Origin of the sequence: Streptomyces sp. NPDC012935 (assembly GCF_042900345.1) — a bacterium.
Taxonomy (GTDB): domain Bacteria; phylum Actinomycetota; class Actinomycetes; order Streptomycetales; family Streptomycetaceae; genus Streptomyces.
In genome coordinates this window covers 308,759-332,580 of record NZ_JBIBBC010000009.1, presented here as the reverse complement: position 1 = coordinate 332,580, position 23,822 = coordinate 308,759, and the positions used below count along the sequence as shown (strand labels likewise).

The window sequence follows — 23,822 nt, the reverse complement described above, 5'->3', positions numbered from 1 at the left end:
CGCCCACGGCGGCAAGGGGACGTGCCGGGGGGTGTCCGCCCGCAGTGGCCGGCGTCAACACGCGGCCCCTCCTGGCTTAAGGCGACCGCCGGTCCGAGGACGGACACCCCCCGGCACGGCCCCGACCCACCCACCGCACCGCAAGCGCTACGCGCACCCCCACCGAACCGCGACAGGCCGCCGCAGGCACCCCTCAGCTCGCCCCGGCGAAATGCTCCCCGACCAGGGCACGCACCACATCCACATCCCCGGCGATCAACGCATCCAGCAGAGCCGTGTGTTCCGCCGCGTCGGCGAGGAGGTCCGCGTGGCCGCGGCCGGACGGGCGGGCGGGGCTCACCAGGGGCCACTGGGCGCGGCGGTGGAGGTCGTCGGCGATCTGGACGAGTTGTTCGTTGCCGCACAGGGACAGCACAGCGCGGTGGAAGGTACGGTCCGTCTCCGCGTAGGTCGCCCGGCAGCCGGTCGCCGCCGCGCGGACCGTCGCCTCCGCCAACGGCCGCAGTTCCGCCCACCGTTCGGCGGCGACCGTGCGAGCGAGCCGGAGCATCACCGGGACCTCGATCAGCGCTCGCACCTCGACCAGCTCCGCCAACTCCCGGGCACCGCGCTCGACCACCCGGAACCCCCGGTTAGGGACGACCTCGACGGCCCCCTCCAGCGCGAGTTGCTGCATGGCCTCACGGACCGGCGTCGCGGAGACGCCGAAGCGTTCGCCGAGGACCGGGGCCGAGTAGACCACCCCGGGCGTCAGCTCACCGGTGACGAGCGCGGTGCGCAGGGCGTCGAGGATCTGCCCCCGCACCGAGGCCCGCTGGACAACCGCCCGAGGCCGCGGAATCGGCGTCTCGCTGTGGGTGTGCTCACCCCGGGCCGTCGGCGCCGGGACACCCCGTCCCGCGTCCGCACCCGAAGCGGCACCCGCATCCACTCCCGGGGCTCGCCCCTGCGACGGCACCCGCGCCACACCCGCACCCGTACCGTCCGCGCCCGCCCGGGCCTCCAAGCCCTGCGACACCGGCAAAATCCCCGTCACCGCGGAGCTCTGCGCGCCCTGCTTCACGGGTCCTCCTCCGGATGTATCGGTACTTGGGGTCATTACGGCGGCTTGTTACTCACCCGTCAAGCACCTTAGGCGCAGAACGCGACAGTTCAAACCGCAGCGATCTTGGGTAAGGTAAGCCTTACCTTCACCACCTCACGGATCGGCGGTCCGGAATGCCTGTGCCCCCCTCCGCCCTCGCGGACGCCTACACCCGTCTCGCCGAGGTCTTCCCGGGGCTCGCCATCACCCAGCCGGCCACCGACGCACAGCTCCCCCGACACGACGGCTGGGTCACCGCAGCCGCGCTCGCGGACGGGGGCGCCGACCTGGACACGTTCCTGGCCTGGGACGACGCGCAGATACAGCGCGACTACGGACAGTCCGCGCGCGCGGACGTCGTCGCCAGCTTCGGCCTGCACCGCTACGCCTGGCCCGTCTGCCTGCTGATCACCGTCCCCTGGTTCCTGCTCCGCCGCGTCCCCCGCTTCCCCGTGACGCATGTCTCGTACGACCGCACGGCCCCGGACCTCCCGATGGGCGCCCTCGCCGCCCGCCCCGCCACCTTCGCCTGCCTCCCCGGCGACCCGGCCGCCACCGTGCCCGGCGCGCGGGTCGTGCCCGACGAGGAGGCGCTGCGCGCCGAGGTGCGCGCGGCGATAGCGGAGCACCTCGAACCCGTGCTCACCGGCTTCGGCCCCCGCATGCGACGCCGCGGACGCGCGCTGTGGGGCATGGCGACCGACGAGGTCGTCGAGAGCCTGTGGTACGTCGCCCATCTGCTCGGCGACGGCGAGCAGGACCGGGCGCGCCGCGAACTGGAGCTGCTGCTGCCGGGCGCGACGAAGCCGTACGTCGGCTCGGCCGCCTTCCGTGAACTGACCGGCCCGAACGGCGAGTCGCTGCCCACCCGGGACCGGGCGAGCTGCTGCATGTTCTACACACTTCGCCCCGAGGACACCTGCGCCACCTGCCCGCGCACCTGCGACGCGGACCGGGTCACCAAGCTTCTGGCCGCGGCCAGTTGACGCCCCCTCAGGCACGCGCGTCAGCCTTCGTGCCGTAAGATCACCCGCGAGCAGGGCACCCGTTACGGTTACAGGCGTTTCACAAATTCCTCACTTCGCGCAGGAACTTTCCGTGGAACCACCCGCACGGGTAGTGTTGTTCGAACTCAACTCCTGCCCCTCAAGCGGCAGTTCGAGCAGAACGCCGCCCCGGGCATCCCCTCGCACTTCCTTGGCGGCCTCTTGCCCCGAAACCCCCTGAGGGCCAGTGGGATTGGGCCAATATGGCGGGCGTTACGCCCTATCCCAATGCAAGGGACCCCAGATGAGATTGACCGACATATCGCTGAACTGGTTGCTTCCGGGCGCCGTCCTGCTCCTGGGCCTGCTGGCGGCGATAGCGGTGCTCCGGCGCGGGAAGTCCGCGGGGAAGGACACGAGCGCGGACGACTCGTGGGAGCGCAGCGAGGAGCGCCGTCGCCGCAAGGAGGCCCTCTACGGCACCGTCTCCTATGTCCTGCTGTTCTGCTGTGCGGCGGTGGCCGCGGCACTCTCCTTCCATGGCCTGGTCGGCTTCGGTGAGCAGAACCTCGGCCTCACCAACGGCTGGCAGTACCTCGTGCCGTTCGGCCTCGACGGCGCGGCGATGTTCTGCTCCGTACTCGCCGTCCGCGAGGCCAGCCACGGCGACGCGGCCCTCGGCTCCCGGATACTCGTGTGGACGTTCGCCTTCGCCGCGGCCTGGTTCAACTGGGTGCACGCGCCCAGGGGCATCGGCCACGACGGCGCGCCGCACTTCTTCGCCGGCATGTCCCTGTCCGCGGCCGTGCTGTTCGACCGGGCGCTGAAGCAGACCCGCCGTGCCGCTCTGCGTGAGCAGGGTCTGGTGCCCAGGCCTCTCCCGCAGATCCGCATCGTCCGCTGGCTGCGGGCCCCCCGCGAGACCTACAAGGCCTGGTCGCTGATGCTCCTGGAGAACGTGCGCAGCCTGGACGAGGCGGTCGACGAGGTCCGCGAGGACATGCGGCAGAAGGAGACGGCCCGGCTGCGCCGCCGCGAGCAGCAGCGCATGGAGCGGGCCCAGCTGAAGGCGATCAGCCGGGGCCACCGCGGCTTCGTCGGCCGTGGCGCCCGGCAGGGCGAGACGCAGGCTCTGGAGCGCGCGTCGGCCCAAGTCTCCGCGGAGCCTGCCATATCGGCGCCGGAGCAACTGCCCGTGCGCTCACGTCCGTCACTTCAGCCCGTCCGCACCGGTTCTGACCCGGTGACCGTCGACCTCACCTCGGAGGACGACACAATGGCCCTGCCAAGGCTCGACTCCCTGGAGCGCAAGCTCAAGGATCTCGAGCAGCAGTTCGGCTGAGCACTCCGCTCGTCAACGGCATCGACGGCCGTTGACGGCATCGACGGGAAGGGGGCGCGACCCGAGGCTCGGGTCGCGCCCCCTTCCCGTCGTCGTACGACATGCGACACCGGCATCGCGCATCACGCGGCATCCGCGTCGAGTGCGAACCACACCGCCTTCCCCACCCCGTGCGTCCGCACGCCCCAGTCGTCCGCGAGGGACTGGACCAGCACCAGGCCTCGGCCGTTCGTACAGCTGTCGGCGTTCGGTACGCGCAGTCTGGGCCGGCGGGCCACGAAGTCCCTCACCTCCACCCTGAGTCCGTGCGGCCCGACGATCGCCGTCAGGATGGCGTCATGGTCGGTGTGGACGATCGCATTGGTGACGAGCTCGCTGGTGAGCAGTTCGGCTATGTCCGATCGTCCGGGTTTCCCCCAGTGCCGTAACAGCTCGCGCAGAGCCCTGCGTGCCTCCGGTACGGCCCGCAGGTCCGCCCGTCCGAGTCTGCGCCTGAGCTGCGGCGACTGCGCGTGTTCCCCGGCGCTCGCGGCCTTGTCCTCCACTGTCTGTGCCGAGGAGGCCCCGATGGTGATGGGACCGCCTCCCCGTGCCTGCCTTTTCATGACCCCCGCCCGCGTGCCGATGTCGGTTCCCCTCCTGCTCGAACACGTTCACGGGAACCATTTCCCAGTCGGACCGGCGGCAGTCATGTCGAATCGTCAACGACCAGGTGTTCGGCCACGGTTACGGCAGGCCATCGCCAGTGGATGAAACCCGGAACGTCACCCGCCGGCCGCCCGAAGGCCGCCTCTGACGACGACCGGATCGAGTCGGTCACCGGCCACGGTCTCGGGCTGCGGGCCGCGGGTGTGATTCTGGCGAGGGGAGGCAAGGCGGTGCAATCCGCCCCCGCAGGGGCGGCCGACCAGGGCAGTCCCGCACGGCATGGTGACGATGTCCCCGAGGGGCTGCGGACCACTGGGGATCGGACCGTTCGGCGACCCCGCTCTGCGGAGATGGCCGTACCCGACCCGGACACCCGGCGGGTGAGGCTCGACGTCGAGGAGCCGTAGAAGCCGCTGCGCGCGGTCTGTGAATCTGGCCGGAATTCGCTACCGCAGCGGTGCCGGTGGTGCCGCGTGGTGGCGGGGCCGCCCGCCCGACCCCCGTCCGGGAGGGCGGCCCCGCTGGTGAGGTGGGCCTGTGGTGCGCCGGTCAGTAGAGCTTGTTGACGGCGGTGGTGGTCGTCTTCTTGAAGGCCTTCACCGGTGCGTCCGTGAAGTCGCCCATCTGCCCCCACTGCACGACGGTGACGGTGCCGCCGTCCCGGCCGACCGAGACGAGGTGGATGTCCATGGCCCCCCACGAGGCACGCGTCGCGAAACCGTGGACGCGGGCGCCCTCCTCGACCGGCAGGCTGCCGTAGCTCTTGTGGTCGGCCTCGATCTCCGGGTCGGCGTCCATGCGCGTGACGCAGCGCTTGATCTCCTTGTCGAGGCGGGTGGCGAGGGCCTTGGCCTTGGCGTTGTCACCGACGACGACGTTGAGCTGCTCGGCACCGGTGTCGAGTTCGGTGCGGAAGGTGCGGTAGCGGGAGTCGTAGGCGAGCAGCGCTTCGCCGAAGCAGTACTGCATCTCCTCCGGCACCCCGTCGGCGACCGGGGCGGCGGTCCAGCCGGACGAGGGGTGCGGCGGGAGCTCGGTCGCCGACAGGAACTTCGGCGCGGGCGCCTTCGTCACGGCGCCGGCGGGTGCGGCGGTGAGTGCGGCGCCCGCGGCGAGGCCCGCGACGGTGAGTGCGGCGAGCGTGCCGGTGCGAGTGCGCTTGGACATGGGTGTCCCCCCGTGAATGACATGACAGCGTGAACGATCGGAAGTGAGCCGGCACCGACGGCGGATGGTCCGTCCGGCCCTGGTCGGTGCGACACCAAGAGCATCAGCCGTCACAGCGGGAGACCGCAAGGGCCGACACCCGATCCGCGACGGTGGAACCATCCCAGCCCTTCTGACGTGCAGGTATATGGAGTGCCTGGGATGCCGTCCCGGGACGGTGAGGACTCGGGGGAACGGTGTCGGCAGCACAGGACGACGTCCAGGAGTTCGCGGCGTTGCTCAGCCGCCTGAAGGACCGCACCGACCGCAGCTACGGTCAGCTGGCCCGCCGCCTGCACATGAACACCTCCACGCTGCACCGCTACTGCGCCGGCGACGCCGTCCCCGTCGACTTCGCCCCCGTGGAACGCTTCGCCGCGCTGTGCGAGGCGACCTCGCAGGAGCGGCTGGAGCTGCACCGGCTGTGGATCCTGGCGGTGGCGGCACGGCAGCGGTCCCGCTCGGCGGCTACCGGCACGGCCGGCAGCGCCCCTTCCGCGGCGGACGACTCCCCCACGGACGCGGCCGAGGAGCCGACGGGGCTTGTGACCGCGGACCCGACTCCGACCGACACCCCTCCCCGTCACCCCTGGTATCGCCGCCGGCGCCTGCTCGTCTCGGCGGCCGTGGCGACGGCTCTGCTCGCCACGCTCGGCAGCCTGTCCGCCCTGCCTGACGACGACCGTCCCCGCGCGAGCGACTCCGTCCAGGGCACCGAGCCGCCCCGTACGACGCCCACAGGCTCTCCCCGCCCGGAGTCGACGGCCTCGCCGAGCCCGTCCCCCAGCGCCCCCTCCCCCTCGGCCGACGCCTCGAAGAAGTCCTCGCCGAAGTCGGCCCCGCCCACCGACCGCCCCTCGAAGGGAGCCGGACCGCAGCAGGCCCCGGCCGGCGTGCCGCTCACCTGGAGCGCCAACTCCCATGTGTGGCAGGCCGGCTGCGGCCACGACTACGTGGTCGCCCGGCCGCCGAGCCAGGTACCTCCGCCTCCCGCGCCGCAGGATGCCGAGGTGTGGGCGGGCTCTCAGGGCGCGGTGCACGGGGAGCAGACGATGGTCGAGATCTCCGTGCAGGGCAGGACCTCCACGGCCGTCGTGCTGAAGGCCCTGAGGGTGCGCGTCGTCGGCCGCTCAGTGCCTTCCAAAGGCACCGTCTACACCATGGACCAGGGCTGCGGCGGAGCGCTGACACCTCGTTACTTCGACGTCGACCTGGACAAGGACCGCCCCATCGCCCGCCCGGCCGACGGCAACGACACGGGCGTCACGATCCCGGCCATGCGCCTGCCGTACCGCGTGTCCGCCGAGGACCCGGAGGTGCTGCTGGTCGACGCGCGGACGCAGAACTGCGACTGCAGCTGGTACCTGGAGCTGGACTGGTCCTCCCAGGGCCGCACCGGCACGGTCCGCATCGACGACCACGGCCGCCCCTTCCGCACGACGGGCATCAAGGGGCTGCCCATGTACGTGTACGACACCTCGGCCCGTTCGTGGGTGACGTACCGGCCGTAGCCGAAGCCGCCGTCAGGCCTCCCAGACGGCCGCCGCCGTACGGTCGTCGGCGTACCCCTTCACCCGGACCTGGGTGTCGGCGAGGAACTCGGCGAGGCCGGGCGGTTCGGGAGCGGACCACCGGCCGGTGAGATGGGCGGCGAGTTCGGGCTCGCCGCGCAGGGGGTCGGCGAGGCCGCCGGTGCACATCAGGAGGGTGTCCCCGGGGCGGGCCACGGACGCGCGGAAGCGGAAGGGTTCCCGGGGTGGTTCGGGGGCGGGGTCGTAGGGGCTCGGGGGTGTGGTGATGCCGAGGTCCATGGTGAGGCGGTCGCCCTCGGGGGTCTCGGCGGGGAGCGAGCCGAAGCCGACGACGGGTTCGCCGGTGACGTCGGTGACGCGGGGTTCGATGTCCTGCCATTCGCCGCCCCGCAGGCGGAAGAGTCCGCCCGCGCCGACTCCGAAGAAGACCCGGGTCCGGCACTCGGGGTCGGCGGGGAGGAGAAGGCAGCGCAGGGTCGCCGCGTACTCCTCGGGTTCGATGCCCTGTTCGGCCGCGCTGGCGCGGAGCTTGCCGAGGCTGCGGTCGGTGAGGCGGTGCAGGCCGGACTTCAGGTCGCCGCGCCTCGCTGCCCTTATGTCGTCCGCGAGCCTCCCGTGACTGCGGCCGACGGCCCGGCCGATCCAGTGGCAGGCCTCGGCGGCGGCGCGGTGCGCGCCCGGAGTGGCTCGGGCGCCGGTGGCCATCGCCACCAGGACCAGGGCGTGTTCGCCGGTGCCGAAGCGGGCGGTGAGCAGGCAGTCGCGGCGGGGTTCGCCCCGGTAGCGGGCGGAGTCGCCGCGCAGGGACACGGCACGCAGGGTTGAGGCGCCGTAGCGGGCGCCGTCGAGGACGGTGTCGGCGACCAGGTCGTCCAGGTCGTCGGGGTCCGCCGGTGGCAGAGCGGTGGGTTCGGCGGCGTAGGTGGGAGGGCCGTCGCCCACGTAGTCGAGGGGGGCCGGGGGGTGGGTGGGGAGGTCCACCTGGGTCGCGGTGCGGGGCTCGTCGTCCGTCGTCGGAGCCGCCCGCTCCCGGGGCTCCTCCACGGTGAATCCCGGCGGTTTCGGCAGGCCCGCGGGGAAGGTCGACGGACCCGCCACGGCATCCGTGCCGGCCCGCGGAGCCGGAACCGGGGCGCCGGTTCCCGACACCCCCGCCGCCGAGGCGAACCGGTCGTCCAGTGTGTCGGGCGCCTTGGTCGGGCCCGTGTCATCGGTGAAGTCACCGTACAGCTGCCCCCACCAGTCGTCCTCGTGACCGGTGGCCTTTCCCCCCTGCTGGCTCATGCCCCCAATTGTCCACCGCACGGCCCGTATGAAAACGGGGCATCCGGAAAATCCGACCCGGTGAACCGCCTCGAAAGGCGTGGTCGAGTGAGGTGTTGAACACTTGTGCGAGGCAAGTGACGGAACGGGACGTGAAACAGGTCGCCGGGCAGTCCCACCCCCCACGGGAGAACCGCCCGGCGACTGTCGGGTGACCCGGGCCCGGATCCCCCTCGCGCGCCTCAGCGCACGTCGTAGGCCCGGGTCACGATCTGGGTGACCGATGTGCCGTTCGTGTCGGTCAGGACGGTTTTGAGTGTGACCTGCTTTCCTGCCGCTCCGCTGTGGTTCACCTTCGCGGTCCAGGTCCCGTCGTCCTGCTGTGCCGTCCGCGCCTCGGTCCAGGTACCGCCTTCGTCGTAGGAATAGGCGAGTTGGGCCTGTGTCAACTCACCGGGCCGGTAGCCCGCGTGGCCGGTCGCCGTCAGCGTGATCACCTGTCCGTCCTCGGCGGGGAGTGTCTTCAGGCCGTCCTCCGGCAGCGCGTACCGCGGGAAGAGCATCGGTATGCCTTGCGAGTACGCGGCCTCGTCCGGTGCGGAGCGGAAGGTCCAGGTCGTCGTCGTGCTCGTGGAGCGCTTCCAGGCCGCGGCCGGAGGGCCTATCTTCGCGGTGTTCAGGGTGAGTTCGTACGTCGAGTCGGTGGCCGGGACGGTGAACACCCCGAACGGATACGGACTTTCCCCGATCGTCTCGCCGTCCCGCCGCAGCGTCATGCCGCCGATGTCGCCGAAGCTGCCCTGCACGCCCTGGTGTTGACCGTCGCCCCAGAAGCCGGGTGCCACGCCGATCAGGTTGCCCTGCCGTTCACCGGCGAGGGCGGGTCGGCCACTGTCGTCGAGCGGCGTGGCCGGGGCGAGGACACCGCCGTACCACTTCTCGGTCCGCCGCTCCCCCTTCCCGTACGTCCGCATGGGGTCGATCATGAACTCGCCCCACGGGAAGCTGCTGGACACCTCGTGCTCCCAGCCGGTCGTGCCCGGCGAGTGGTACTCGGTGCGGGTGAAGGGCGCGGCGACCGTCTCCAACCCGCCGAAGTAGCCGCTCAGTCCGTTCGGGCGGGTCATGGCCGTCAGGTCGATGTGGTCGGTGCCGGCGGACGCCATCGAGTTGTACGTCGCCGTCGTCGCCGCCAGGTCCCGGTCCCGGACGCGATAGGTGCGGTCGCCGCCGATCGGGCCCTGCTCCGGGAAGGCGAGGTTGTAGACGTACGGGCTCTTGGCGGTGGCCTTCCAGCGCAGGGTCACGTCCGCGGCGGCGAGCAACGCCTTCGCCTCGTCAGCGGGGATGGCGAGGACGGGCAGTGCGCCGCCGGTGAAGCCGGCCGAGGGGTACCAGCGGCCGGGGGCGTCACGGTGGACGAGGAGCGCCACCGCACCGGCCTCCTTCGCGCGCCGCGCGACCTCGTAGGCGCTCCCGCCGTCCGGGATCCCGACGAGCGCGATCTTCCCTGCCGCCCCCGAAAGCTCCTCCTGTGTACCGGACTTGGCATCGACGAGCGGCGCCCGGCCCGTGCCGTCGAGGTTGGCCGAGTTGAAGGACGCGGTCATCGGATGCAGCGACCGGCCGCCCACGACGGCGAGTTCGGTGATCTGCGGGGCCGCCGCGCGCCAGAAGCTGTCGAACTCGAAGTCCCCGTCGGCCGCCCTGCCCGTGACGGAGGCGTAGTAGCCGCGCAGTTCTCGCCCACCGGCTGCCGTGCCCGCGTGCAGCCAGGTGTCGTCCCAGCTGCGGGCGAACCCGAGTGTGGCGCCGCGGAGTTCGGTCGGCCGGTCCGTCCTGATGTTCAGCCGGTTGGCCTTTCGGGCGTCGAGGACGACGGTCGTGTCGTCGCGGAGATCCAGCTGCGGACGGCCGAGGTAGGTGAGGGAGTCCAGGAGCGTGCCGCCGGTCTCGGGGGTCGTGATGAAGCTGGAGAGGAAGTAGGCGCCCGGACGGATCCGGTACGTCTGGTCCGCGGCGCCCTCGTTGAAGCGCCGCTCGCCGGCCGCGTCGTCGGTGCCGATCAGGTCGACGGAGGAGGCGCCGTCGGCGGGCCTGCCGAGGCGGTCGGTCAGCTTCACGCGCAGGGTGACGGTCTCCGGCTGGACGTAGAGCGCGAAGGGGGTCGAGACCGTGCGGCCGTCCTTGGCGGCGGCGAGGACGCGGCCCGTGACGTCGCCGTACTGGGCCCGCGTGAGCGTCGCCGTCGGATCGATCCGCAGCGGGACCTCGACCGTTCCGCCCGCCGGAACGGTGACCGAGCGGGCGCCGAGGCGGGCGATCGACGAGCGGACGGTGGAGCCGTCGTTGCCGGTTACGGCGGGCACCGACAGCTTCAGCTCCACCGCCCTGTCCGTGGTGTTGGTGTAGGGCACGGCGACCGTCGTGCGGTCGCTCGCGTCCTGGGGCCAGTTGAACGTGCCGGCCTGGACCGCGGCTGCGCCCAGCACCTGCTGCCCGATCGCGGCACGTACGTCGAGGCGTCCACCGCCCGTCTCACGGGCGTCTCCGGGGATGTCCGTGTCGGCGGCGGAGACGAGGGCCGCCTTGATCTGCCGGGCCTTCCAGCCCGGGTGGCGTTGCTTGACGACGGCGGCCGCGCCCGCGACGTGCGGGGTCGCCATCGACGTACCGCTCATGGACTGGTAGGCGTACGCGCCACGTCCGCCGGCCTGCGCGGCGGAGATGCCGACGCCCGGTGCGGCGATCTCCGGCTTGAGGGTGTGCGAGCCGTACGCCGGGCCGCGGCTGGAGAAGGGTGCCGTGGAGTCGTCGCGGTCGACGGCACCGACGGTGAGGACGCTCGGTGCGCAACCCGGGGACGAGATCGTGTTGTTGCCGGGCCCGGTGTTGCCCGCGGCGATGACGAACAGGGTGTTCTCGCTCGACCGGGCGAGCTCCTCCGTCGCCTGGGCCATCGGGTCGGTGCAGTCGGTGCGGGCCGGGTTGCCGAGGCTCATCGAGACGACGTCGGCGCCCTGGTCGACGGCCCACTGCATGCCGGCGATGATCCACGAGGTCTCGCCCTGGCCGTAGTCGTTGAGGACCTTGCCGTGGAGGAGGTCGGCACCGGGCGCGACGCCCTTCTTCCTTCCGTCGCTCGCAGCGCCCGTGCCGCCGACGGTGGAGGTGGTGTGGGTGCCGTGACCGTCGTGGTCGTCGGCGTCCGGGGAGTCGGTGAAGTTCTTCGAGGCGGTGATACGGCCCTTGAGGTCGGGGTGTTCCGCATCGGCACCGGTGTCCAGGACGGCGACCTTGGTGCCCTTGCCGTCGTAACCGGCGGCCCAGGCCTCGGGAGCGTGCACCTGGCGGGTCGAACGCTCGAGGGTCGCCCGGACCTTGGCGTCGAGCCACAGTTTCTTCAGGTCGCCGGCCGTGCGGGAGCGGGAACTCGTGACGTCCGCCCAGAAGTCGGCGGCCTGCTTCTTGTCGGCCTCCAGGGCCACACCGTCTATCGGGTCGAGGACGAGACCCCGTTCGGCTCCGCGTGGGGCGGGCGGGACGGCTCGGGCGACGGAGCGGTCGTACGTGGCGATCAGCGGGAGCGTCTTGCGGTGGGCGTCGTCGTAGCCCTGGCGGATCAGACCGGTGACGTTGAAGAGCTCCTCGTCGACGCGGCCGGCGGCGATCGCCTCGACCGCGCCCGCGGGGTAGACGTACAGGTCCTCGCCGGAGCGGCGGGTCTGCGTGAAGGGGGCCGTGCCGTCCTCGCCCGGCAGTGCGACGGCCCCGTCGCGGGTGACGAGGACGCGGTCGCCGGTGACGAGGGTGACGACGGAGCCGGAGCCGGCGGCGGGGGTGGCCCGGTCGCCGGTCAGCTGCCTCGGGCCGTCGGTGGTCGGCTGCGCGGCTACAGCGGTGGCCGCATGCGTGGGTACGGCTGTCGTCACGGCCAGGATCGCGGCGGTCGCCGCACCCGTGGCCGTACGCGAGATCGCTCTCCCCAAGATCGCCCTCTTCCCTTGCTGCCGCCTGCCGACGGGCGCGAAAGCGCAGACCGGGAAGGCCCAAGTCGGACAAAGCGGGCGGTGGTTGATGCTGCGGTGGCGTCACCTTGGCAGAGTGGCGGGTGGTACGGCGATGATGTGCGAAGGCGGTTTTGCGCCGTGGCCGTTTTCCGCCACGGCCCGAACACCGGTGTTCTTTTTGCGGATGTGCGGATGTGCGGATGTGCGGATGTTCTTCGGGGAGGGCGCGGCCCGATGCTGGGAGCGATAGGTCTCGACGAGACACACGAGTCGGCGTACCGCGTCCTGGTGTCCGTGGGCGCCGCCGACGTACCCGATCTCGCGCGACGGCTGACGCTCGGTGAACACGACACCGAGCGCGCCCTGCGCCGCCTGGAACGGCACGGGCTCGCGGCGCAGTCCTCGGCCCGGCCCGGCCGCTGGGTCGCCGCGCCGCCCGGGGTGGCGCTGGGCGCGCTGCTCACCCAGCAGCGGCACGAGCTGGAGAAGGCGGAGCTGGCGGCCGCGATGCTCGCCGAGGAGTACCGGGCGGGGGTCGCCGAACCGGCGGTGCACGACCTGGTCGAGGTGGTGATCGGTGCGGCCGCTGTGTCGCAGCGCTTCCTGCAGCTCCAGCTCGGGGCGAGCGAGGAGGTGTGCGCCCTGGTCACCGGCAACCCCGTCGCCGTCACCGGCGTCGAGAACGAGGCGGAGGAGCAGGCCGCCCACCGCGGCGTCCGCTACCGGGTGGTCCTGGAGCGCTCGGTCCTCGACCAGCCGCACGGCATCACCGAGCTGTCCGCCGCCCTCGGCCGCGAGGAACAGGTACGGGTCGTGGACCAGGTGCCGACCAAGCTGGTGATCGCCGACCGCACGCTCGCCCTGGTGCCGCTGACCTCGCACACCGCGGAGCCGGCCGCGCTGGTCGTCCACGCGAGCGGGCTGCTGGAGCTGCTCTCCGGGCTGTTCGAGTCGGTGTGGCGGGAGGCGCTGCCGGTACGCCTCGGCACGTCCGGCGTCACCGAGCAGCAGCCGGACGGCCCCGACGACACCGACCTGGAGGTGCTCTCCCTGCTGCTGGCCGGCCTGACCGACGCGAGCGTGGCCAAGCAGCTGGACCTCGGGCTGCGGACCGTGCAGCGCCGGGTGAAGCGGCTGATGGAGCTGACCGGGGTGACGACCCGACTGCAGCTGGGGTGGCACGCGTACGAGCGGGGGTGGGTGGCGCGGGAGCGGCAGGGGTGACGGGCGTCCAGGTGCGGGCAGGGTGACGGTGGCACACCCCCGCCGGCCAGGCTGATCTGCGCTTTCTCCCGGGCTCCGGCAGTCTGGTCAGATGGGAGTGTGGGACCTTGTGCTGGTCGGCCTGGTCCTCCTGCTCGGCCTCTGCGGAGTGCTGGTACCCGGCGTGCCGGGGTCGTGGCTGGTGTGGGCCGGGGTCATGTGGTGGGCGCTGAAGGACCCACAGCCGGTCGCGTGGTGGGTACTCGTCGGGGCCACCGTCGCGCTGTTCCTCTCCCAGGTGGTGCGCTGGGCACTCCCGCCCCGCCGAATGCGCCCGAACTGGGCCGCACCTCGCATCGTGGTCTACGCCGGATCGGGTTCGTTCCTGGGCTTCCTCCTGATCCCCGTGCTCGGTTCGATCCCCGGTTTCATGGCCGGCATCTACCTGGGGGAACGGCTCCGGCTGGGCCGCCACGGCGAGGCGAGGGCCGCGCTGCGGACGGCGATGCGGGCGGGCGGTTCCAGCGTGCTGGCGGAGCTGTTCACGTGCCAGCTGATCGCGGGGGCGTGGCTGGGCGCGGTGATCTGGGGCTGATACATCCGACCCAGCTGATACATCGGGTCTATTCGCAACCCGTGGGCCGCCTCCGGCGAGCGCACGGTCCGCATCGCCCTGCGGAAGGGCGACTCGGCGCTGATCACGGCGCGCGGCGACCGGCCGGACCTGACGATCGCGCCGGTGCGGCCCAACGAGCCGGCCCCGCGCTGGGGACTCCCCGCGCAGCAGGGGGTGCGGCCGGAGTAGGCCCGTGGCCCTAGGGCGAGCAGCCGATGCGCCGACGAGACGAGGGTGTTTCGCTGGCCGTATGACCGAATTCAGCGAGGCGGAACGGGCGTACCTGAGGTCGCAGCGGCTGGGGCGGCTGGCCACCGTGGACCCGGCGGGTCAGCCGCAGGCCAACCCGGTCGGCTTCTTCCCCCAGGACGACGGGACGATCCTGATCGGCGGCCAATCGATGGGCACCACCAAGAAGTGGCGCAATCTGCGCAACAACCCGAAGCTCGCCCTGGTCGTCGACGATCTCGTCAGCGTACGGCCGTGGCGGGTGCGCGGGATCGAGATCCGCGGGGACGCGGAACTCCTCACGGGCCCGCACGAGCTGGGCCCGCACTTCAGCGAGGAGGTCATCCGCATCCATCCGCGGTGGGTCCGCAGTTGGGGACTGGAGGCGGACTAGAGCCTGCCCTCCAGCGTGAGCAGCCGCATCTTGCGCTCCAGGCCACCCGCGTACCCGGTCAGCGACCCGTCGGACCCGATCACCCGGTGGCACGGGCGGACGATCAGCAGCGGGTTGGCGCCGATGGCGCCGCCGACGGCCCGTACGGCGGCACGGGAGGCACCGATCCGCGCGGCGATCTCGCCGTACGTCGTGGTGGTGCCGTAGGGAACGGAGTCGAGAGCGGCCCAGACCTGCTCCCGGAACTCACTGCCCGCTGTCCGCAACTCCAGCTGGAACTCCTTGAGTTCACCGGCGAAGTAGGCGGCGAGCTGTTCCTCGGCCGCGCCGAAGAGGGCGGGGTCGCGCCGCCAGCCGTCCTGGACGGTACGGCCGCCCTTCTGGCCCGGCACGGAGAGGGAGGCCAGGGCGCCGGTGGCCGGGTCGGCGGTGAGGAGGAGGGGTCCGACGGGGCTGTCGACCTCGGTCCAGTGGGTCGGAGAAGCGGCCGGGGCGGCGACGGTGGTCAGGGTCGGGTTCGGGGTGGTCATGATTACTCCAACTCCCCTGCTGCACGCAGGTGTTGCAAGGCGTAGGAGCGCCAGGGGCGCCAGCTGTCCGGGGTGTCGGTGCCGGGCGGGGCGACGTCCGGGTCGCCGAGGGCACGGGTGCGGATGACGGCGACTGTACGGGCATCCAGTCCGGGCAGGCCGAGCAGGACACGGTGGGCCTCGTCCCGGTCGGCGCCCGGGTCCAGCCGTAGGGCACCGTCGGCGAGGGCTGCGGCGAGCGCGCCCAGCGGCCCGTGGGGCTCGGCCCCGGCGAGGACGGCCGCCTCGGGGAACAGGTGGGTGAGGCTGCCGCAGGGCGCGTCCAGAGCCTTGCCGTACCGGCGCACCAGTCGCTCGGCCTCCACCGGCCCGACCACTGCCCGCACGGCCAGCTCCTCCGCGTCGGCTGCCCCGGGCGACCGCAGCCCCGGCCGCACGGCGACCATGGGTCCGAGCCGGGGATCCTCGCCGAGCCGCTCGTCGACGGCGTACGGATCCGCGTCGAGGTCGAACAGCCGCCGAAGCCGCTGCACGGCGGTGGTCAGGTCGCGCGGGTCCGTGAGGTGCAGACGGGCGTCGAGCCAGCCGCCGGGGTGGGTCGCCGAGGCAGGTGTGGCGCGGAGCCGGGAAGCAGGGGCAGCCAGAGGTCCGGGCGCGCTCGGGCCGGGGGCGATGTGGTCACCCGCGGGCGCCCGCTTCCGCACACCGCCCATCCGCTCCTGCACCGCCACGATGCCGGTGCCGTGCGGCAGCCGCAGGGTGCGGCGGTACGTCCGGCGCCCGGCCGGCCCGCTGACGTCCTCGACGCCGGGCACGGCCTCGCGCTCCAGCAGGTCGAGGACGAGGCCCGCCTGGTACGGCCCCCGGTACGCGAGCCGCAGCGGGATCCCGGCCGACTCGGTGGCCGTACGCCGGTCACCACGGCCGCCCTTCGGAGCGGCGGCGGCCCGCAGCTCGCTCGGGGTCGACGCGTACACCTCCCGGATCGTGTCGTTGAACTGCCTCACGCTGGCGAACCCGGCGGCGAAACCGATCTCGGTGATCGCCAGCGCGGTGGTCTGCAGGAGCACACGCGCGGTGTGCGCCCGCTGGGCCCGGGCCAGCGCGACCGGCCCGGCGCCCAGCTCGGTGGTGAGCTGCCGCTGCACCTGCCGGGCGCTGTAGCCGAGCCGAGCGGCGAGCCCGGCGACGCCCTCCCGGTCGACGATTCCGTCGCCGATCAGCCGCATCGCCCGCCCCACGACATCGGCCCGCACATTCCACTCCGCGGACCCCGGCACGGCATCCGGCCGGCACCGCCGGCAGGCCCGGAAACCCGAGCCCTGCGCGGCGGCGGCCGTAGCGAAGAACCGCACGTTGCGCCGCTTCGGCGTGACCGCGGGGCAGCTGGGGCGGCAGTAGATCCCGGTCGTCTCGACGGCGAAGAAGAACTCGCCGTCGAACCGGGCGTCCCGGCTGCGCACCGCCTCGTACCTGGTGTCTTCGTCCATCACGGTGTCCAGTCTCCGCCGTGACCGGGAGGGCTGCTGGCGGAAATCGGACACAGCACTCCAACGCCCCTCAAGGGGCGCGGGGAACTGCGCGACCAGCCACGACGAGCCCGCAGCCGCGGGCCCGCAGATGAGGCACCCCAGTCGGCGCTACCGCCGCTTCCCCCGCTTCGCCTCCATCGCCGCGCGCCCCTCCGCCCCCTTCCGCTTCCAGTCCTTCTTGATCTCGGCCCTGAGGCGCGCATCGGTCTTGGCCACGATCCACTGGTTCTCCCGCATCAGCTTGCGGTAGCTCTCCAGCCGTCGTACCGGCAGGTCCCCGGAGTCGATCGCAGCCAGCACCGCGCACCCCGGCTCGCTCTCGTGGGCGCAGTCCTGGAAGCGGCACTGCCCGGCCCGTTCCTCGATCTCCGAGAAGACCTGGCCGACCCCGGCCTCGGCGTCCCACAGGCCGACCCCCCGTAGCCCCGGGGTGTCGATCAGGACGCCGCCGCCGGGCAGGGCGAGCAGGTTGCGCGTGGTGGTGGTGTGGCGGCCCTTGCCGTCGACGTCGCGGGCGGCCTGGACCTCCATCACGTCCTCGCCGAGCAGCGCGTTCGCGAGCGTCGACTTGCCCGCGCCGGACTGCCCGAGCAGCACGGACGTACCGCCGGAGACGACTGCGACGAGGACTTCGAGTCCGTCCCCGTCCACCGCGCTGACCGGCAGCACCGGCACACCCGGCGCGGTCGTCTCCACGTCCTGGACGAGATGCGAGAGCGTCACCGCGTCCGGCACGAGGTCGGCCTTGGTGAGCACCACGACGGGCTGCGCGCCCGACTCCCACGCGAGCGCGAGGAACCGCTCGATGCGGCCGAGGTCGAGCTCGACGGCCAGCGACACGGCGACGATGGCGTGGTCGACGTTGGCGGCGAGGATCTGCCCCTCGGACCGCTTGGAGGAGGTGGAGCGTACGAAGGCGGTACGGCGTGGCAGATACGTCCGTACGTAGCGCGGATTGCCCGCGGGTTCGACGGCGACCCAGTCGCCCGTGCACACGACCCGCATCGGATCGTGCGGGGTGACGAACGCCGTGTCGGCCCGTACGACACCGTCGGCGGTGACGACGTCGCACTGCCCGCGGTCGACCCGCAGGACGCGCCCGGGCAGCAGCCCTTGCGCGTCGTGCGGGGTGAACGCGTCGGCCCAGGCCGAATCCCAGCCGTAGGGAGCCAACGCGGAGAAAACAGAGGTGGAAGTCAACGGGTGACCCTTCACACAAGGGTGGCCCCGGCAGCCGCGTGCATCGGACGCGGAGAGGTGAGTGAGATCAGCCGGCGGCCACGGAGGTGGACTTGATGAACTGGATGCGGGCAGCGCTCGTCGCAAAGACAGCCATCGGTCGACACCTCCTCATTCATGTCCGCTCGACGGCGGCGGCCATCGGCCACCGCCCTGATCTTCCGTCACTCTAGCCCGGCCCCACGAAGGCCCGTCAACCGGTTTACGCGCAGTCGCGCCCGTTCAGCGTGAAGTCGTGCGCCGGGGAGTTCTCGTCCTCCCAGGAGGCGAGGAAGCCGAAGGCGAGCTTGCCGCCCTCGGGGACGGTCCTGTTGTAGTCCGCGGCGGTGGCGGTGACGCGGGAGCCGTCCTGCCCGAAGCTCGCGTCCCACATCTGGCCGACCTCCTGGCCGTCCCGGAAGGACCAGGCGACGCGCCAGTTGTCCAGGGCGCGTTCGGTGGTGACGGTGACGGTGGCCTGGAAGCCGTCGGGCCATTCGTTGACCAGGTGGTAGTCGACGCTGCAGGTCACCGGTTCGCTGGTGGACGGTTCCGGGTCGGCCTCGCCGGCCGTGGCCGAGCTCGTGCCCTGCGGGCCGGGGCGGGGGTTCTTCCGCCCGGACGGCTCGGGCGACTCGTCACCGCCGCTGGTGGCGCTCTCCGACGGGTCCGGGGAGTCCGAGGAGGGCTGCGTGGCCGCCGTGACCGGCAGGGTGATGCCGGGGTCGGCGACCGGCTGCCGGTCGGACGGGTCGCCGCCGGCTTTGACGCCGCCGCCGGTGGAACCGCCCGGCATCATCGACACAGCGAGGGCGAGCGCGGAGACGAGGACGGCGGCGACGAGGAGGCCGCTGCGCACGACGCGCGCCTTGTGCGCACCGGGGTCGGGCGGGCCACCGTCCGCGTCGGCCGGCGTCGGGCGCCCGCTGAGGCGTACCTCGGCGGCCCGGCGGCGGCGCTCCAGGTAGGCGAGGCCGCCCCAGCCGATCACCCCGCCCGCGAGGGCGCCGGGCAGTCCGCCGCCGTGCAGCCGCAGACAGGCGGCGGCCTCGGCGCACTCCACGCAGGTGGCGAGGTGGCGGGAGAGGTCGCCCGGGGTGTCGGCGCCGGCGGAGCGGGTGACGGCGTCGAGGAGGCGGGCGTAGCTGCGGCACTGCGCGGCCATCGGCGTGTCGAGGTGGTTGCGCTGGCAGCGGTCCCTGAACAGGCCCCGGACCTGGGAGAGTTCGTCGGACACGGTCGCCGGGTCGAGGCCGAGCCGGCGGGCCACCACCTGCAGCGGCAGCGCCTCCACCTCGGCCAGCCACAGCAGGACCGCGTCCGGTTCCTGCATGTCGCGCAGTCCGCGCAGCGCGAGCGGGCGCTGCAGCGGGGGTCCCGTGTAGCGGGCGGCCTTCTCGGAATTGAGCCACAGGCGCAGGTCGGGGTCGAGTCGGTGGCCGAGCCCACGCTCCTCCCAGGCAGCCGCCGTGGCACGTACGGCGGTCAGCAGCAGGGGAATGCGGGGCAGTCGGGCGGGGCGGCGGCCCGCGCTCCTGAGGTTTCCGGCCTCGGCGTCGCGGGCCTCGCGTATACCGGTCGAGAACGCCTCGGTGGCCAGTTGTTTGGCCGCGTCGGAGCCGGCCGTGCACAGGTCGGCGTACGACAGCACGGCGTCCCAGCACTCGGAGAACAGCGCGGCCTCGGTGGCGTCCTGGGGAGTCGGCAGGTCGGGCATGGGTCTCCTGCATCCACATGCGAGGTCAACTCGCCATATTGGCAGTGGAGTTGGGGGGAACCTCGCGGCAGGGCATGAGCCTTTCACGTATTCAACACAACTGACAAGCGCTGTGTTCACATGTCATGACAGACCGTCGCGCCCCCACAACCACAGCCACTTGTACGGGCGCGGGCCCCGTCCGTCTCAGCTACACCGCGGAGGAATTCGAGGAGTTCGCGGAATTCTCCGCGGGCAGGCTGTCCATGAAGGAGCTCACCGAGAACACCGCGTTGCCGGGGCCGGGCGGGCCGTAGCCGGGCGGGGACGACAGGCCGAAGTCCTCCATGGTGGCGCGGTACGCCTCCAGCAGGCGGATGTGGTACTCCAGCGGCGCGCCCTGCGGATTGGCCTTGCCGAGCGGGGTCGTGGGCTCAGGGCACCAGGTGGTGAAGCGGGGCGTGATGCCGTTCGACATGAAGAAGCGCAGGCCCTCGGTCGTCGAGGCGATCGCCTCGTCCACCGTCGTGAAGCCGAACGGCTCCGCCATCTCCACGCCGGCCACGAAGTTGGGGATGACGTTGCGGGCGCCGAAGATGTCCGCCGAGTCGAGGATCCGCTTGTGCCACTCGTCGCGGCCGACGTAGCGCTCCTTGCCCGGGCAGTACATCTTGAACAGGTACTCGTCCCACACCTCGTAGTTGGGGTGGTAGATCTGCACGCCGTAGTCCTTGAAGCGCTGCACGTCGTCGCGCGGCAGCGCCTGGGCCACCACCTTGCCGATCCAGCGGCCCGGGAAGCGCTCCTCGATGGCCTTGGCGTAATGGCCGTAGAAGTCGGCCTCGTCACGGCCGGAGACGGTCTTGGTGATCGCGCCGCCGGTGAGCGTGTAGGCGGTGGACGCCTTGGCCGTGTCGTACCGGTCGATGATCTCCAGGGCCTCGAGGACCTCCTCGACGTCCTTCACGCCCGTGTACGGCCGGCCCGCCGCCTTGTGCTGGCGCCAGTTGTGGTTGATGTCGCAGTACTGGCACTCCTCCTTGGCGCCGAAGTACTGGCAGACCCGGAAGACGGTGAGGTAGATCAGGTAGCCCCACTGGATGGTCGGGGCGACCTCCATCACCGACTTTCCGTTGGCGAGCGTGTGCCGGTAGTACTCCGGCATCGGCGGCACACCGACGTCGGCGATCCGCTTGCCGTCGAGGTAGAGGCCGAGCACACCCTCCTCGTCGGCGGCCACCCGGTACGGCGAGGACGGGTTCACGCGCACCGAGACGACGGTCCGCCGCAGGTCGTACGGGCCGCCGGTGAGGATGATCTCCTCCGGCGGGCGGCGCAGCGCGGCCTCGCCCAGCTCCGGCAGGGTGCCGTGGTCGAAGGAGAAGATGAAGTACGACTTCGGCTTGACCTCGCCGTCCTCGTTGTCGCTGAGGGCAGAGGGGTCGAAGGCCACCCCGCCGCGGAGCAGATCCTCCTTGAAGACGGCTTCCCGCGGAACGTGCGGGAATCGCTCCATCAGATCCTCGACCAGTGCGGTGCGGCTGCCCATCCGTGTCTCCTCCCGGCTCAGGCGTACGACTCCTCACGTTATGCCCCCGCGCGGTCCGGGGTGGGGGCGGGGGGCCTCATGTTGCCCGTCGGGGTAGTTTCCACCTGGGAATTCCTGGTTGACGTTGTCCTCGGGAGGGGCGATCACATGGCCGAAACCGTGACCAACTGGGCGGGCAACATCAGCTACGCCGCCAAGGAACTGCACCGGCCGTCCTCGCTCGACGCGGTCGGCGCCCTGGTGGCCGGGAGCGCGAAGGTGCGGGTGCTGGGCAGCGGGCACTCCTTCAACGAGATCGCCGAGCCGGGCCCCGAGGGCACGCTGGTGTCGATCGCCGATCTTCCGCCGGTGATCGACGTGGACCGTGCGGCCCGAACCGTCCGGGTCGCCGGCGGCGTACGGTACGCCGAGCTCGCCCGGGCGGTGTACGGGGAAGGGCTCGCCCTGCCGAACATGGCGTCCCTGCCGCACATCTCGGTGGCCGGCTCGGTCGCCACCGGCACGCACGGCTCGGGCGTCGGCAACGGCGCTCTGGCCACGTCCGTGCGGGAGGTGGAGCTGGTCACGGCGGACGGGTCGGTGCTGACCGTCGGGCGGGGCGACGAACGGTTCGGCGGCGCCGTCACCTCGCTGGGTGCCTTCGGTGTCGTCACGGCACTCACCCTCGACCTGGAGCCGTCCTTCGACGTCGAGCAGCACGTCTTCACCGAACTGCCGCTGGAGGGGCTGGACTCGGCCGCGTTCGAGGTGGTGATGGCGTCGGCGTACAGCGTGAGCCTGTTCACCGACTGGCGTGAGCCCGGCTTCCGGCAGGTGTGGCTCAAGCGGCGCACCGACCAGCCGCTGCCCGTCTTCCCGTGGGCCGCGCCCGCCGTCGAGAAGATGCACCCGGTGCCGGGGATGCCCGCGGTCAACTGCACGGAGCAGTTCGGGGTGCCGGGGCCGTGGCATCAGCGGCTGCCGCACTTCCGGGCGGAGTTCACGCCGAGCAGCGGGGCCGAGCTGCAGTCGGAGTATCTGCTGCCGCGCCGGTACGCCATGGACGCGCTCCGCGCGATCGACGCGATCCGCACGACGGTCGCCCCCGTACTGCAGACCTGCGAGGTCCGTACGGTCGCCGCCGACGACCAGTGGCTGAGCCCCTGCTACGGGCGGGACACCGTGGCGCTGCACTTCACGTGGCTCGAGGACACCGCGGCCGTGCTGCCCGTGGTTCGGCGGCTGGAGGAGGCGCTGGAGAACTTCGAGCCGCGGCCGCACTGGGGGAAGGTGTTCACGACGCCGACGGAGGTGCTGCGCGGGCGCTATCCGCGGCTGGCCGACTTCCGGGCGCTGGCGCGGGAGCTGGACCCCGGTCGGAAGTTCACCAACACCTTCGTGCAGGACATACTGGGTGACTGAACGCCTGGGGGACTTCGTAAACCCCCTTTCCTAACCCCTTGTCGAATAGTCCCGCACGCCATAGCCTTGCGCCGCGCCGGCGCCGACCGCGAACCGGCATGCCGTGAAGGGACGGGGGCACGCCGAATGAAGCGCACATCACGTGACATCCGCACCGCGAACCGCTACGAGGTGCTGCGCCAGATCATCGCCGCGTCGCCCACCTCCCGGCAGGAGCTGGCCGCTGCCACCGGGCTCAGTCTCGCCACGGTCGCCACGCTCGTGGGCGAGCTGCTCGACCTTCGCATGATCACGGAGGTCGGGTTCGAGGACTCGGCCGGCGGCCGCCCCCGGGGGCTGGTCGCCGTCAACGCGTCCGGCGGCGCCCTGATCGGCGTCGACATCGCGGAGACGTACGTCCACGTCGAGCTGTTCGACCTCGCGCTGAACGTGCTGGCCCGCGCCGAGGAGGACGTCCGCCCCGGCGAGAGTCTCCCCCAGCAGGTGGTCGCCCATGTCGCCGCCGCCGTCGGCTCGGTGGTCACGCAGGCGGGCGTGGAGGGCGCGCGCGTGCTCGGCGTCGGGGTGAGCGTGCCGGGACAGGTGGACCGTGCGACCGGCTTCTCGGAGTACGCGCCCAACTGGGACTGGCACGACGTGCCGCTGCTCGACCTGCTGACCGAGCACATCGCCTACCCGCTGTACCTGGACAACCCGCTGCGTGCCTCCGCGGTGGCCGAGCTGTGGTTCGGGGCCGCACGAGGGCGCGGGGACGCCGTGGTGGTCAACCTCGGCACCGGCGTCGGCGCCGGGCTGGTCCTGGGCGGCGGGCTGCACCGGGGGGTCAGCAACAGCGCCGGCGAGTGGGGTCACACCACGATCGTGCTGGACGGAAGGCTGTGCCGGTGCGGCAGGCGCGGCTGCGTGGAGGCGTATGTCGGGGCGTCCGGCATCATGCTGACCCTGCGGGAGTCGACCGGCGACAGCCCGCTGCTGCACGCGGAGGACCAGACGGCCACCATCGACGCGCTCGCCCGGGGGCTGCGGGAGGGCGACCAGGTGGCGCTCAAGGTGGTTCGCGACACCGTGCGGTACCTGGGGGCCGGCATCGCCGACCTGGTGAACCTGTTCAACCCCGAGGTGGTCGTGCTCAGCAGCTGGGTCGCGGCCGCCCTCGGTCAGCCCCTGGTCGACGAGGTCCGCGAGGCCGTCGCCCGGCACGCCCTGCCGCGCCCGATGGCCGCCACCGAGATCGTCCTCTCCCCCATCCCCACCGATCCGGTGTGCCTGGGCGCGGCGACGTTCGCGCTCGAAGGCGCCCTGCAGACGGTGGGCCAGCGGGCGCCGGCGAAGCGGACCACGCCCGCGTAGAGCCGCACCGGGACTCCCTGACAGCCCGTCACGT

At 72.2% G+C, this 23,822-nt stretch carries 19 protein-coding genes; 9 read left to right on the top strand and 10 right to left on the bottom strand.

Annotation, left to right across the window (positions count from 1 at the left end; all coding sequences use genetic code 11):
• Positions 1-193: 193 nt before the first annotated feature.
• On the bottom strand, positions 194-1,063 hold the full coding sequence (locus ACFY5C_RS23655; RefSeq protein ID WP_389447180.1) for a GntR family transcriptional regulator: 870 nt from the start codon (positions 1,061-1,063) through the stop codon (positions 194-196).
• 155 nt (positions 1,064-1,218) lie between these two features.
• Between ACFY5C_RS23655 and ACFY5C_RS23650 the strand changes: the two genes are divergently transcribed.
• Positions 1,219-2,070, top strand: a complete 852-nt coding sequence (locus ACFY5C_RS23650) for a (2Fe-2S)-binding protein (RefSeq protein WP_389447178.1) — start codon at positions 1,219-1,221, stop codon at positions 2,068-2,070.
• Positions 2,071-2,374: 304 nt separating this feature from the next.
• Entirely contained in the window at positions 2,375-3,412 is a 1,038-nt protein-coding gene (locus ACFY5C_RS23645; RefSeq protein WP_389447176.1) for a DUF2637 domain-containing protein, read from the top strand.
• Between the two features lie 122 nt (positions 3,413-3,534).
• On the opposite strand, the gene ACFY5C_RS23640 is transcribed toward ACFY5C_RS23645, so the two are convergent.
• Positions 3,535-4,017, bottom strand: a complete 483-nt coding sequence (locus ACFY5C_RS23640; protein ID WP_389447174.1) for an ATP-binding protein — start codon at positions 4,015-4,017, stop codon at positions 3,535-3,537.
• Positions 4,018-4,161: 144 nt separating this feature from the next.
• Here ACFY5C_RS23640 and ACFY5C_RS23635 point away from each other — a divergent pair, with 144 nt between their 5' ends.
• Positions 4,162-4,467, top strand: a complete 306-nt coding sequence (locus ACFY5C_RS23635; protein ID WP_389447172.1) for a hypothetical protein — start codon at positions 4,162-4,164, stop codon at positions 4,465-4,467.
• A gap of 142 nt (positions 4,468-4,609) precedes the next feature.
• On the opposite strand, the gene ACFY5C_RS23630 is transcribed toward ACFY5C_RS23635, so the two are convergent.
• Positions 4,610-5,227 (bottom strand): hypothetical protein, encoded by a 618-nt coding sequence (locus ACFY5C_RS23630; RefSeq protein WP_389447170.1) that lies wholly within the window; start codon positions 5,225-5,227, stop codon positions 4,610-4,612.
• Between the two features lie 236 nt (positions 5,228-5,463).
• Here ACFY5C_RS23630 and ACFY5C_RS23625 point away from each other — a divergent pair, with 236 nt between their 5' ends.
• A complete protein-coding gene (locus ACFY5C_RS23625; protein WP_389447168.1) occupies positions 5,464-6,777 on the top strand; it encodes a helix-turn-helix domain-containing protein in 1,314 nt (437 codons plus the stop codon).
• 12 nt (positions 6,778-6,789) lie between these two features.
• Here ACFY5C_RS23625 and ACFY5C_RS23620 read toward each other — a convergent pair whose 3' ends face one another.
• Both ACFY5C_RS23620 and ACFY5C_RS23615 read right to left on the bottom strand, forming a co-directional pair.
• Complete coding sequence (locus ACFY5C_RS23620; protein WP_389447166.1) at positions 6,790-8,082, bottom strand: protein phosphatase 2C domain-containing protein; 1,293 nt, start codon at positions 8,080-8,082, stop codon at positions 6,790-6,792.
• 221 nt (positions 8,083-8,303) lie between these two features.
• On the bottom strand, positions 8,304-12,050 hold the full coding sequence (locus ACFY5C_RS23615; RefSeq protein ID WP_389447164.1) for a S8 family serine peptidase: 3,747 nt from the start codon (positions 12,048-12,050) through the stop codon (positions 8,304-8,306).
• A gap of 255 nt (positions 12,051-12,305) precedes the next feature.
• On the opposite strand from ACFY5C_RS23615, the gene ACFY5C_RS23610 reads away from it, so the two are divergent.
• The 3 genes from ACFY5C_RS23610 (at position 12,306) to ACFY5C_RS23600 (ending at position 14,512) form a co-directional block, all read left to right on the top strand.
• Complete coding sequence (locus tag ACFY5C_RS23610; protein WP_389447162.1) at positions 12,306-13,295, top strand: helix-turn-helix transcriptional regulator; 990 nt, start codon at positions 12,306-12,308, stop codon at positions 13,293-13,295.
• 91 nt (positions 13,296-13,386) lie between these two features.
• On the top strand, positions 13,387-13,869 hold the full coding sequence (locus ACFY5C_RS23605) for a DUF456 domain-containing protein (protein WP_389447160.1): 483 nt from the start codon (positions 13,387-13,389) through the stop codon (positions 13,867-13,869).
• 271 nt (positions 13,870-14,140) lie between these two features.
• Positions 14,141-14,512 (top strand): PPOX class F420-dependent oxidoreductase, encoded by a 372-nt coding sequence (locus tag ACFY5C_RS23600; RefSeq protein ID WP_389447158.1) that lies wholly within the window; start codon positions 14,141-14,143, stop codon positions 14,510-14,512.
• On the opposite strand, the gene ACFY5C_RS23595 is transcribed toward ACFY5C_RS23600, so the two are convergent.
• The 5 genes from ACFY5C_RS23595 to ACFY5C_RS23575 all read right to left on the bottom strand — a co-directional run bounded on the left by ACFY5C_RS23595 (position 14,509) and on the right by ACFY5C_RS23575 (position 21,037).
• Positions 14,509-15,042, bottom strand: coding sequence for a methylated-DNA--[protein]-cysteine S-methyltransferase (locus tag ACFY5C_RS23595; RefSeq protein WP_389447156.1), 534 nt, complete (start codon positions 15,040-15,042; stop codon positions 14,509-14,511). The two genes, ACFY5C_RS23600 and ACFY5C_RS23595, sit on opposite strands and share 4 nt — an antisense overlap.
• Positions 15,043-15,044: 2 nt before the next feature.
• Positions 15,045-16,532 (bottom strand): AlkA N-terminal domain-containing protein, encoded by a 1,488-nt coding sequence (locus ACFY5C_RS23590; protein ID WP_389447218.1) that lies wholly within the window; start codon positions 16,530-16,532, stop codon positions 15,045-15,047.
• A gap of 150 nt (positions 16,533-16,682) precedes the next feature.
• Positions 16,683-17,774, bottom strand: a complete 1,092-nt coding sequence (gene rsgA / locus ACFY5C_RS23585; protein ID WP_389447154.1) for a ribosome small subunit-dependent GTPase A — start codon at positions 17,772-17,774, stop codon at positions 16,683-16,685.
• Between the two features lie 241 nt (positions 17,775-18,015).
• Positions 18,016-19,509 carry a cellulose binding domain-containing protein gene (locus ACFY5C_RS23580; protein ID WP_389447152.1) on the bottom strand — a complete coding sequence of 498 codons (1,494 nt, stop codon included), beginning with the start codon at positions 19,507-19,509 and terminating at the stop codon, positions 18,016-18,018.
• A 190-nt stretch (positions 19,510-19,699) separates the two neighbouring features.
• Positions 19,700-21,037: a radical SAM protein gene (locus tag ACFY5C_RS23575; protein WP_389447150.1), complete on the bottom strand. Its 1,338-nt coding sequence runs from the start codon at positions 21,035-21,037 to the stop codon at positions 19,700-19,702.
• 147 nt (positions 21,038-21,184) lie between these two features.
• On the opposite strand from ACFY5C_RS23575, the gene ACFY5C_RS23570 reads away from it, so the two are divergent.
• Both ACFY5C_RS23570 and ACFY5C_RS23565 read left to right on the top strand, forming a co-directional pair.
• Positions 21,185-22,438 (top strand): D-arabinono-1,4-lactone oxidase, encoded by a 1,254-nt coding sequence (locus tag ACFY5C_RS23570; protein ID WP_389447148.1) that lies wholly within the window; start codon positions 21,185-21,187, stop codon positions 22,436-22,438.
• A 126-nt stretch (positions 22,439-22,564) separates the two neighbouring features.
• The gene (locus ACFY5C_RS23565; RefSeq protein ID WP_389447146.1) at positions 22,565-23,788 is read left to right on the top strand and encodes an ROK family transcriptional regulator; all 1,224 of its coding nucleotides are present in this window, start codon (positions 22,565-22,567) and stop codon (positions 23,786-23,788) included.
• Positions 23,789-23,822 lie beyond the last annotated feature (34 nt).